The 11,555-nt window shown below is 65.3% G+C and carries 6 protein-coding genes; 2 read left to right on the forward strand and 4 right to left on the reverse strand.

Going from position 1 to position 11,555, the window contains the following annotated elements; genetic code table 11:
- Nucleotides 1-27: 27 nt before the first annotated feature.
- Complete coding sequence (locus A5724_RS17005; protein ID WP_067804183.1) at nt 28-630, reverse strand: TetR/AcrR family transcriptional regulator; 603 nt, start codon at nt 628-630, stop codon at nt 28-30.
- Nucleotides 631-918: 288 nt separating this feature from the next.
- Between A5724_RS17005 and A5724_RS17010 the strand changes: the two genes are divergently transcribed.
- Nucleotides 919-1,899, forward strand: a complete 981-nt coding sequence (locus A5724_RS17010; RefSeq protein WP_067804186.1) for a zinc-dependent alcohol dehydrogenase family protein — start codon at nt 919-921, stop codon at nt 1,897-1,899.
- A gap of 17 nt (nt 1,900-1,916) precedes the next feature.
- Complete coding sequence (locus tag A5724_RS17015; RefSeq protein WP_067804189.1) at nt 1,917-2,855, forward strand: NmrA family NAD(P)-binding protein; 939 nt, start codon at nt 1,917-1,919, stop codon at nt 2,853-2,855.
- A gap of 3 nt (nt 2,856-2,858) precedes the next feature.
- Here the strand turns inward: A5724_RS17015 and A5724_RS17020 are convergent, their stop codons facing one another.
- The 3 genes from A5724_RS17020 to A5724_RS17030 form a co-directional block, all read right to left on the reverse strand.
- Complete coding sequence (locus A5724_RS17020) at nt 2,859-3,821, reverse strand: calcium/sodium antiporter (protein ID WP_067804201.1); 963 nt, start codon at nt 3,819-3,821, stop codon at nt 2,859-2,861.
- Nucleotides 3,822-3,940: 119 nt separating this feature from the next.
- Nucleotides 3,941-7,906, reverse strand: coding sequence for a DNA-directed RNA polymerase subunit beta' (locus A5724_RS17025; RefSeq protein WP_067804204.1), 3,966 nt, complete (start codon nt 7,904-7,906; stop codon nt 3,941-3,943).
- Nucleotides 7,907-7,972: 66 nt separating this feature from the next.
- The gene (locus A5724_RS17030) at nt 7,973-11,470 is read right to left on the reverse strand and encodes a DNA-directed RNA polymerase subunit beta (protein ID WP_067804596.1); all 3,498 of its coding nucleotides are present in this window, start codon (nt 11,468-11,470) and stop codon (nt 7,973-7,975) included.
- Nucleotides 11,471-11,555: the final 85 nt, after the last annotated feature.

Raw genomic sequence — 11,555 nt, forward strand, 5'->3', positions numbered from 1 at the left:
GGCCGCCCGACACCACCGCGGTCTGCGTCAGCGGCAGGCGTCATCGATCAGTTGTGCGGCCGCAGATCGGGCGTGCAGGAGCGCGGCGGTGTCGTTGAGCGATGTCGCCAACGCCGTCGCACCTTCGAACAACACCATCAGGTGATTGCCCAGCGCGTACGGGTCTCGGGCCCCGGCTTCCTGCGCCACCGCGACCAGTCGTTCGGTGAAGCGGCGCTTGTGAGACCGGACCAGGTCGTCGACGCCGGCCCAGGTGCCCGCCGACTCGACCGCGGCGTTGTGGAACGGGCAGCCACGAAAGCGCTCTACGGGTGGCACGTCGAAAACCGCCAGCAACCGCTCGCGGGGCGCCAGGTCCCCGCGGTCCAGGGGATGCTCCATCGGTGTGCCCGACTCGTCGAGCGTGCGGAGGTAGTTCTCGACGAGTTCGGTCTTGGTCGAAAAGTGTTGATACAGCGTCCGCTTGGACACCTTGGCGTGCTGGATGATGGTCTCGACGCCGGTGGCGTTGATGCCGTTGCGATAGAACAGCTTGGCGGCTGCGGTGGCCAACCGCTCGCGCGCTCCCCTGCCACCGCTGCGTGTGGCCGCCTCCCTGGTCACGCCGCCGAGTATACCGATCGTTACCATTTCGTCGGATGATTACGTAGGAGACGGTCAGATGGTTCATCCGTTCCGGCCTAGCTCACCCAGTCCGCTGGTGTGATGTCAACTGCCATAGTCGCCGACCTCCGCGAGGGCCCGATCTCGACCACGCGGGGCCAACAATTCGCGCCGGCTTTCGTCTACTACAAGGACTCGCTCGGCTGATCCCAGTAGACCGAGTGGTATTACCGAATATTGTGAATTCCATTGCGTCTGGCTTTTAAGATACCGATCGGTGTACTTTGATGCGCAGCCTTGAAGTAGGAGGTATCCATGCGCCACCTCGTCCTGACCGAATTCGGGCAACCTGACACATCCATCCACCTGGTGGACAGTTCCGACGCAACACCCGGCCCTGGCCAGGTGTCGATTCGCCTGGAGGCCGCCGCGATCAACCCGTCCGATCTGCTGCTGGTGCAAGGCAAATACTTGGCACGACCTGCACTGCCTGCGACCGTCGGGGCGGAGGGCGTCGGAATCGTGGACGCCGCCGGGTCCGGCGTCGACAGCGGCGTCGTCGGCAAGCGGATGATCGTGCTGCCCACCTATCAGTACGGCACCTGGTCGGAGCAGGTGATCGTGGCCGCGAACGACATCGTCGAGGCGCCCGACGCCGATCCGCTGCAGTTGGCAATGGTGAGCATCAACCCACCGACCGCGCACCTGTTGCTCGAGCGCGCCGATCTGAAGGTTGGCGACTGGGTCGGGCAGACCGCGGCGAATTCGGCGGTCGGCAGGCTGGTTGTGGCACTGGCCAAGCGGCGCGGACTTAAGACGCTCAACGTGGTTCGCCGCGAAGAAGCCGCGGCCGAGATCCGCCGCGCCGGAGGCGATGTCGTGCTGATCAGTGGCGAGAATCTGGCCGCCGACATCGAAGGCGCACTCGACGGCCAACAGCTGAGCCTGGTGCTGGACCCGCTCGGCGGCACGCTGGCTTCGGATCTGCTCGGCGCGTTGGAGTTCGGCGGCACGGCCGTCACGTACGGCTCGTTGACCGGCGCGCCGACCGGCCCGTCGTCAGCCGCGCTCTTCATGAAAGAGGTTCGCTTCACGGGATTCTGGCTGGGCAACTGGTATGCGCGCGCGCCGCAGCGAGAAGTCGTCGAGACGCTTTCTCACCTCGCCGGTTTGGTGGCCGACGGCGAACTGTCGGTACCCATCGAAGCGACTTATCACTTGAGCGACTACCGCAAGGCCTTCGACCACGCCCAGACCACCGAGCGCGGCGGCAAAGTTCTGTTCACCTTCGACTGACACGAAAGACGAGATACATGGCTGACAATCCGATTCTGGTATTCGGCGCGACGGGGCGCCACGGCGGTACCGGCGAATACTTGGTGCGGCGATTGCGTGATCACGGCCGACCGGTGCGGGTGCTGGCCCGCACTCTCAGCGAGCGCACCGAGCGGCTCGCGGAACTTGGCGCCGAGATCGTCATCGGGGATCTGCACGACCGCCGAACACTGTTGCCCGCGTTGGCCGATGTGGACCTCGCCTACTTCACGTATCCGATCGATGCAGGCATCATCCCGGCCGCGGCCAACTACGCCGCGGCTGTCCGTGAGGTGGGACGCCAGCCCCGCACGGTCGTGATGTCGATGGGTCCGGCCCAACCCGGCAGCCTCAGCGGTCTCGGGCGCGCGCAGTGGCTGGCCGAGGAGATTCTGCAGTGGGCAGGCCTCGATCTGCTGATCCTTCGCATCGTGGCCTTGTTCCACGAGAATCTCGCTGTCCTGCACAGCGATTCGGTCCGCGAACAGGGGCTGATTCGCAACTCGTTCGGTCCCGGCGAGGTCGCCTGGATCAATGGCCGCGACGCCGCGGAGTTGGGGCTGGCGGGGCTGCTGCATCCCGAGCGGTTCACCGAATCCGTCTGCTACGCGAAGGGTTCGGAGCTGTTCAGCCACGCCGACATCGCCGACCTGCTGACCGAACTCACCGACGCCCTCGTTCGGTTCGAGCCCGTCACGCAGGAGCAATGGCGTTACGACCTCGAGCAGTTGGCCCGGTCAGGCGGCCAGGGCGTGGTCAATCTGTCCATGGCACAACACATCTCCGCGGTCGGACACACGGTTTCAACGGCCGGGCGTACGATGCCCGCCGATAGCGCCGCGCTGGCCGCACTGATCGGCCGTGAGCCGATCACCATGCGCGAGTTCCTCGAGGCCAACCTGGACGGCTTCACCGCGCAAGTGCGGCAACCGATTTGATCGTCACGTCTGCGTCAGGAGCAGGAACACCAGGAACGCGGCATACGCGCACACCATCGCGCCGCCCTCGAAACGGCTGACCCGCCTGCCCGACACGAAAATCGGGACGCAGACGATGGCAACAGCCACCATGATCGGGATGTCGATGCGTACCATTTCCGGGGGCAGCGTCAGACCGTGGGCGGGGACCAGGCTGGTGACGCCGAGGATCAGCAGAATGTTGTAGATGCTGCTGCCGAGCAGGTTTCCGATGGCGATGTCACGCTCGCCGCGCACGGTGGACACCACGGTGGTGACCAATTCGGGGGCGGAGGTCCCGATGGCTACCACTGTGAGCCCGATCAACGCATCGGACACCCCGAACCCGCGGGCCATGCCGACCGCCGCGTCGACAAGCCGTTCGGCGCCCAGCACGATGACCACAATGCCTACCAACGTCATGCCGACATGTAACCCGGTGCGCTCTGACTGCGCTTTCGGATAGGCCTCGGTGAATTCTGCTGCCACATCCTGACTCTCACGTCGGGCCGCACGCACCACCGCGACGGTGTAGACGACCGCGCCTAGGGCCATCACGAGGCCGTCGAATCGCGAAAGCACACCGTCCGCCGCCAACAGCCACAGCAGCGCCGCCGCGCCGGCCATCACCGGCAACTCGAACCGCAGCGTGCGGATCTGCAGGCTCAGCGGCACGAGCAACGCGCTCAGCCCGAGCACGAGCAGCAGGTTGACGACGTTGGTGCCTGTGATGTTGCCGACCGCCAGCGCACCGTTGTCCTCGAGCGCCGCGACCACACCCACCGCCAGCTCGGGCATGCTCGTGCCGATCGACACCACCGTCAGGCCGACGACGATCGGGCTGACGCCGAAACGCGCGGCGACGCGCGCGCCGCCGCGCACCACCAGCGCCGCGCCGACGATCAGCGCGGCCAACCCCGCGAGGAACCACACCACGTTCGCCAACACCCGTCGAGTGTGGACTTGAGTCACGCAAAATGGACGCGAACCGTGCCGGTAACCCACGTTCGGCCCACATCACGCAACGAAAAAGCCCCCGCACAAGGCGGGGGCTTCTTCAGTATTGCCTACCGATAATCCGAGTAGCCGTAGTCGTCCAGCGGCACCGCGGCACCGGTGGCCTGGCCGAAGTCCGGGCTGTAGTACTGATCCTCGTAGGACGGGATCGTGTACGCGGCGGCCCGCGCCTCTTCGGTCGGCTGCACCTGGATGTTGCGGTACCGGCTGATGCCCGTACCGGCCGGGATCAGCTTGCCGATGATCACGTTCTCCTTCAGACCATTCAGCTTGTCGCTGCGGCAGTTGATCGCCGCATCGGTCAGCACGCGAGTGGTCTCCTGGAACGACGCCGCCGACAGCCACGAGTCGGTGGCCAACGACGCCTTCGTGATGCCCATCAGCACCGGGCGACCCGCCGCGGGCTCGCCGCCCTCGGCAACCACCCGACGGTTCTCGGCCTCGAACTCCGCACGCTCGGTCAGCGATCCGGGCAGGAACTCCGTTGAACCCGAGTCGATGATCGTGACGCGACGCAGCATCTGCCGGACGATCACCTCGATGTGCTTGTCGTGGATCGACACGCCCTGAGCGCGGTAGACCTCCTGGACCTCCTTGACGAGGTGGATCTGCACCTCGCGGGGGCCCTGGACACGCAGCACCTCGTGCGGGTCGGCGGAGCCTTCCATCAGCTGCTGGCCGACCTCGACGTGGTCGCCGTCCGACAGCAGCCGCTCGGTGCCGTCCTCGTGCTTGAACACCTTCAGGCGCTGACGACGAGACAGCTTGTCGTACACCACTTCTTCGCCACCGTCGTCGGGGACGATGGTGATCTTGTAGAAGCGCTCGCCCTCTTCGAGGCGCACCCGGCCGGTGACGTCGGCGATCGGCGCCTTGTCGCGCGGCACGCGGGCCTCGAACAGTTCCTGCACGCGAGGCAGACCACCGACGATGTCGCCACCGCCGGTGACGCCACCCTGGTGGAACGTACGCATGGTCAGCTGTGTGCCGGGCTCACCGATGGACTGCGCGGCGACAATGCCGACCGCCTCGCCGATGTCGACGAGCTTGCCCGTCGCCATCGAACGGCCGTAGCACATCGCGCACACGCCGGTGCCGGTGGTGCAGGTCAGCACGGAGCGGACCTTCACCTCGGTGATGCCCGCCGCGAGCAGTGCCTCGATCGCCGGGTCGCCAAGGTCGTGGCCGCGCTCGACGATCACGTTGCCCTTCGCGTCCAGCGCGTCGGCCGCCAAAGTCCGTGCATAGGCCGAGGTCTCGATGTGCTGATCGCGCACCAAGGCGGAACCCGAATCCGCGGACTGCAGCTCTGCAAGCGTGACCGTGATGCCGCGCTCGGTCTCGCAGTCGGTCTCGCGAACGATGACGTCCTGCGAAACGTCGACCAGACGACGGGTCAGGTAACCCGAGTCGGCGGTACGAAGAGCGGTGTCCGCCAGACCCTTTCGGGCGCCGTGGGTGTTGATGAAGTACTCCAGCACCGTCAGGCCCTCGCGGAACGAGGACTTGATCGGACGCGGGATGAACTCACCCTTCGGGTTGGTCACCAGACCCTTCATGCCGGCCAGCGTTCGCGTCTGCGTGAAGTTACCCGTGGCGCCCGAGTCCACGATCGTGATGATCGGGTTGTCTGCCGGGTAGTGGCTCCGCAGCGCCTCACCGACCTCTTCGGTGGCCTTCTGCCAGATCTTCACCAGCTCACCGTTGCGCTCCTCATGGTTGAGGGCACCACGCTGGTACTGCTTTTCGATCCGGTCGGCTTCGGCCTCGTAGCGCTCGAGGATCTCCTGCTTCTCCGGCGGCACGATGACGTCGGCCATCGAGACCGTGACACCCGAACGGGTGGCCCAGTAGAAGCCGGCGTCCTTGAGCTTGTCGACGGTCTGCGCGACCACGATCATCGGGTAGCGCTCGGCGAGATCGTTGACGATGCGGGCCTGCACCTTCTTGTGCATCTGCTCGTTGACGAACGGATACCCAAGCGGGAGCAGCTCGTTGAACAGCACGCGGCCCAGCGTGGTCTCGGCCGTCCACGCGTCGCCCGGCTTCCAACCCGCATCGCCGAACAGCTCGGCCTCGAGGTCGGCGGGCGGACGCAGCTGGGTCAGCCGCACCCGGATCTTGGACCGCACCGACAGCGCGCCACGATCCATCGCCATGATCGCCTCGGCGGGCGAGCTGTACACACCTGTCTCCGGTCGATCCTTGGCGGCAGGCGTGTACTCGCCGGTGTCGCCCTCGATCATCGTGGTCAGGTAGTACAGGCCGGTCACCATGTCCAGACGCGGCATAGCCAGCGGGCGGCCGGACGCAGGCGACAGGATGTTGTTCGACGACAGCATCAGGATGCGAGCCTCGGCCTGCGCCTCCGCGCTCAGCGGCAGGTGCACGGCCATCTGGTCACCGTCGAAGTCGGCGTTGAAGGCCTCACAGACCAGCGGGTGCAGCTGAATGGCCTTGCCTTCCACCAGCTGTGGCTCGAAGGCCTGGATACCGAGGCGGTGCAGCGTCGGTGCGCGGTTCAGCAGCACCGGGTGCTCGCCGATGACCTCTTCGAGGACGTCCCACACCTGCGGGCGCTGACGCTCGACCATCCGCTTGGCGCTCTTGATGTTCTGCGCGTGATTGAGGTCAACCAGACGCTTCATCACGAACGGCTTGAACAGCTCGAGTGCCATCAGCTTGGGCAGACCGCACTGGTGCAGCTTGAGCTGCGGGCCGACCACGATGACCGAACGGCCGGAGTAGTCGACGCGCTTGCCGAGCAGGTTCTGGCGGAACCGACCCTGCTTGCCCTTCAACAGATCCGACAGCGACTTCAGCGGACGGTTACCCGGGCCGGTGACCGGACGGCCGCGGCGGCCATTGTCGAACAACGCGTCCACCGACTCCTGAAGCATGCGCTTCTCGTTGTTGACGATGATCTCGGGCGCACCGAGATCGATCAGCCTCTTGAGCCGGTTGTTGCGGTTGATCACGCGGCGGTACAGGTCGTTGAGGTCCGACGTGGCGAACCGGCCACCGTCGAGCTGCACCATCGGGCGCAGTTCCGGCGGGATCACCGGCACCGCGTCGAGCACCATGCCCAGCGGCGAGTTGCTCGACTGCTGGAAGGCCGCGACCACCTTGAGCCGCTTGAGAGCACGAAGCTTCTTCTGGCCCTTGCCGTTACGGATCACCTCGCGCAGGTTGTCGGCCTCGGCGTCGATGTCGAAGGTCTCGATGAGCTTCTTGATCGACTCCGCGCCCATGGCGCCGGTGAAGTACTCGCCGTAGCGGTCGACGAGCTCGCGGTAGAGCACCTCGTCGACGATCAGCTGCTTGGGAGCCAGCTTGGTGAAGGTGTTCCAGATCTCCTCGAGCCGGTCCAGCTCACGCTGGGCCCGGTCACGGATCTGGCGCATCTCGCGCTCGCCGCCGTCACGCACCTTGCGTTTGACGTCGGACTTGGCGCCCTCGTCCTCGAGCTCCTTCATATCGGCTTCGAGCTTCTGCGCCCGGGCCTCGAGATCCGAATCACGCTGATCCTCAACGGCCTTGCGCTCGACGGCCATCTCGGCCTCCAGCGTCGACAGCTCGTTGTGCCGCATCTCGTCGTCCACGGCGGTGATCACGTAAGCCGCGAAGTAGATGATCTTCTCGAGATCCTTCGGCGCCAGGTCGAGCAGGTAGCCGAGGCGAGACGGCACGCCCTTGAAGTACCAGATGTGCGTGACCGGCGCGGCCAGCTCGATGTGGCCCATCCGCTCACGACGCACCTTGGCGCGGGTCACCTCGACGCCGCAGCGCTCACAGATGATGCCCTTGAAGCGGACGCGCTTGTACTTGCCGCAGTAGCACTCCCAGTCGCGAGTCGGTCCGAAGATCTTCTCGCAGAACAGGCCGTCCTTCTCCGGCTTCAATGTGCGGTAGTTGATGGTTTCCGGCTTCTTGACCTCACCGAACGACCAGTTACGGATGTCGTCGGCGGTGGCAAGACCGATCCGGAGCTCATCGAAGAAGTTGACGTCTAGCACGTAACTCCCTTTCCCCTTTCGGGACTAGAAACACTAATCAATGGCGACTCGCGCGAGCGCTCGCCGCTAAGCAAGATCCTCGACAGAAGCAGATTCGTTGCGCGACAAGTTGATTCCCAGGTTCGCCGCGGCGCGCTCCAGGTCCTCGTCGTCACCGTCACGCATCTCGATCGCCGCGCCGTCAGAAGACAGCACCTCGACGTTCAAGCACAGCGACTGCAGCTCCTTGAGCAGCACCTTGAACGACTCCGGAATGCCCGGCTCGGGGATGTTCTCGCCCTTGACGATCGCCTCGTACACCTTGACCCGGCCGACGGTGTCGTCGGACTTGATGGTCAACAGCTCCTGCAGCGTGTACGCCGCGCCGTAGGCCTGCATGGCCCAGCACTCCATCTCACCGAACCGCTGGCCACCGAACTGCGCCTTACCGCCCAGCGGCTGCTGGGTGATCATCGAGTACGGACCAGTGGAGCGGGCGTGGATCTTGTCGTCCACCAGGTGGTGCAGCTTGAGGATGTACATGTAGCCGACCGTCACCGGATACGGGAACGGCTCGCCACTGCGACCGTCGAACAGCTTCGCCTTACCGTCCTCGTCGACCAACTGCTCGCCGTCGCGGCTGGGCAGCGTCGACGCCAGCAGACCCTGAAGCTCGGCCTCGCGGGCACCGTCGAACACCGGCGTCGAGACGATGCTGTTCGGCTCGACCTCCAGCATGTCCTCGGGCAGGTTGGCCGCCCAGTCCGGGGAACCCTCGATCTTCCAGCCGGCCTTCGCCGCCCAGCCGAGGTGGGTCTCCAGGATCTGGCCGATGTTCATCCGTCGCGGCACACCGTGCGTGTTCAGGATGATGTCGACCGGCGTGCCGTCCGGCAGGAAGGGCATGTCCTCGACGGGCAGGATCTTGCCGATGACGCCCTTGTTGCCGTGGCGTCCGGCCAGCTTGTCACCGTCGGAGATCTTGCGCTTCTGCGCGACGTAGACGCGGACCAACTCGTTGACGCCGGCAGGCAGTTCGTCGTCGTCCTCGCGGGAGAACACCCGGATGCCGATGACCTTGCCGGACTCACCGTGCGGCACCTTCAGCGACGTGTCGCGGACCTCGCGCGCCTTCTCACCGAAGATCGCACGGAGCAACCGCTCCTCCGGGGTCAGCTCGGTCTCACCCTTCGGGGTGACCTTGCCGACCAGGATGTCGCCGTCGCGGACCTCGGCGCCGATGCGGACGATGCCGCGCTCGTCGAGGTCGGCCAGCACCTCATCGGAGACGTTCGGGATGTCCCGGGTGATCTCCTCGGCGCCCAGCTTGGTGTCGCGGGCGTCGATCTCGTGCTCCTCGATGTGAATCGAAGTGAGCACGTCCTCTTCCACCAGGCGGTTGGAGAGGATGATCGCGTCCTCGTAGTTGTGGCCTTCCCACGGCATGATCGCCACGAGCAGGTTCTTGCCGAGCGCCATCTCACCGTTCTCGGTGCACGGCCCGTCGGCGATGACCTGACCCGCCTCGACACGCTGCCCGGCGTCCACGATCGGACGCTGGTTGGCGCAGGTGCCGTGGTTGGACCTGGCGAACTTGCGCATCCGGTAGGTGTGCCGGGTGCCGTCGTCGGCCATCACGGTGACGTAGTCGGCGGACACCTCTTCGATGACGCCCGCCTTGTCGGCGACCACGACATCGCCCGCGTCGATCGCGGCGCGCAACTCCATACCGGTACCGACCAGCGGGGCCTCGCTGCGCACCAGCGGAACCGCCTGGCGCTGCATGTTGGCACCCATCAGGGCACGGTTGGCGTCGTCGTGCTCGAGGAACGGGATCATCGCCGTCGCGACCGACACCATCTGGCGCGGCGAGACGTCCATGTAGTCGACCTCGGTCGACGGGACGAACTCGACCTCGCCACCCTTCCGGCGCACCAGCACCCGCTCCTCGACGAAGCGGCCCTTCTCGTCGGTCGGCGAGTTGGCCTGCGCCACGACGTGGCGGTCCTCCTCGTCGGCGGTCAGATAGTCGATCTGGTCGGTGATCACACCGTCGACGACCTTGCGGTACGGCGTCTCGATGAACCCGAACGGATTGACTCGGGCGTACGTCGCCAACGAACCGATCAGACCGATGTTCGGACCTTCCGGCGTCTCGATCGGACACATCCGGCCGTAGTGGCTGGAGTGCACGTCGCGGACCTCCAGGCCGGCGCGCTCACGAGACAGACCGCCCGGGCCCAAAGCGGACAGACGCCTCTTATGAGTAAGCCCGGAAAGCGGGTTGTTCTGGTCCATGAACTGCGACAGCTGGCTGGTGCCGAAGAACTCCTTGATGGCCGCCACGACGGGACGGATGTTGATCAAGGTCTGCGGCGTGATGGCCTCGACGTCCTGGGTGGTCATGCGCTCGCGCACGACCCGCTCCATGCGGGACAGGCCGACCCGGATCTGGTTCTGGATCAGCTCGCCGACGGTGCGCAGCCGACGGTTGCCGAAGTGGTCGATGTCGTCGGTTTCTACCGGCACCTCGACACCGCCGGGAACGGTCATCGTGGTCTGACCCTCGTGCAGACGCACCAGGTACTCAATGGTGGCGACGACGTCCTCTTCGGTCAGCGTGGTCGACGTGGTCTGAGCCGGGTTCTCGGTGATGCCCAGCTTCTTGTTGACCTTGTAACGGCCCACCCGGGCCAAGTCGTAGCGCTTCTCCTTGAAGAACAGGTTCTCCAGCAGGGTCTGCGCGGACTCCTTGGTGGGCGGTTCGCCCGGCCGCAGCTTGCGGTAGATGTCCAGCAGCGCCTCGTCGGTGCCTGCGGTGTTGTCCTTCTCCAGCGTCCCCATCATGATCTCGGAGAAGCCGAAGCGCTCGACGATCTGCTCGTTGGTCCAGCCGAGCGCCTTGAGCAGCACGGTGACCGGCTGACGGCGCTTGCGGTCGATGCGGACACCGACGGTGTCGCGCTTGTCGACGTCGAACTCCAGCCATGCACCGCGGCCGGGAATCACCTTGACACTGTGCAGCGTCTTCTCGGTGGACTTGTCGATGGTCTCGTCGAAGTACACACCCGGCGAGCGGACCAGCTGGGACACCACGACACGCTCGGTGCCGTTGATGATGAAGGTGCCCTTCTCGGTCATCATCGGGAAGTCGCCCATGAAGACCGTCTGGCTCTTGATCTCACCGGTGTTGTTGTTGATGAACTCGGCCGTGACGAACAGCGGAGCCGCGTACGTCATGTCCTTGTCTTTGCATTCGTCGACCGGGGCCTTCACCTCGTCGAAGCGCGGGTCGGAGAACGACAGCGACATCGAGCCGGAGAAGTCCTCGATCGGCGACAACTCGGCCAGCACCTCTTCGAGGCCGCCGACGGGAGTGGCGTCACCGCGGGCCTTGGCCTTCTCGCGCCACGAGTCTGAGCCGACCAGCCAGTCGAATGACTCGGTCTGGATGTCAAGCAGACCCGGAACCTCGAGAGGCTCACGAAGCTTGGCGAAAGAAACTCGGTTGGGTGCTCCGGGAACGGAGCTATTGGTGGTAGCTACTAGTGAAGATTCGGTCTTGATCTGGCGGGACCCTGCCAAGATGCATCCTTCCAGCACCTCATGCGACGATTGCGGTGCGGGCTCTGCCCTATCCGAATAGTCGCTATATCTGCGTCGGTTCGGC

This window comes from Mycobacterium sp. ACS1612 (assembly GCF_001667505.1).
In the GTDB taxonomy this organism is placed as follows: Bacteria; Actinomycetota; Actinomycetes; order Mycobacteriales; family Mycobacteriaceae; genus Mycobacterium.

Excerpts from the sequence above, each read along its gene's own strand:
- A5724_RS17015 (WP_067804189.1), top strand. The coding sequence starts at position 1,917 with ATGGCTGACAATCCGATTCTGGTATTCGGCGCGACGGGGCGCCACGGC.
- A5724_RS17005 (WP_067804183.1), bottom strand. The coding sequence starts at position 630 with ATGGTAACGATCGGTATACTCGGCGGCGTGACCAGGGAGGCGGCCACA.
- A5724_RS17010 (WP_067804186.1), top strand. The coding sequence starts at position 919 with ATGCGCCACCTCGTCCTGACCGAATTCGGGCAACCTGACACATCCATC.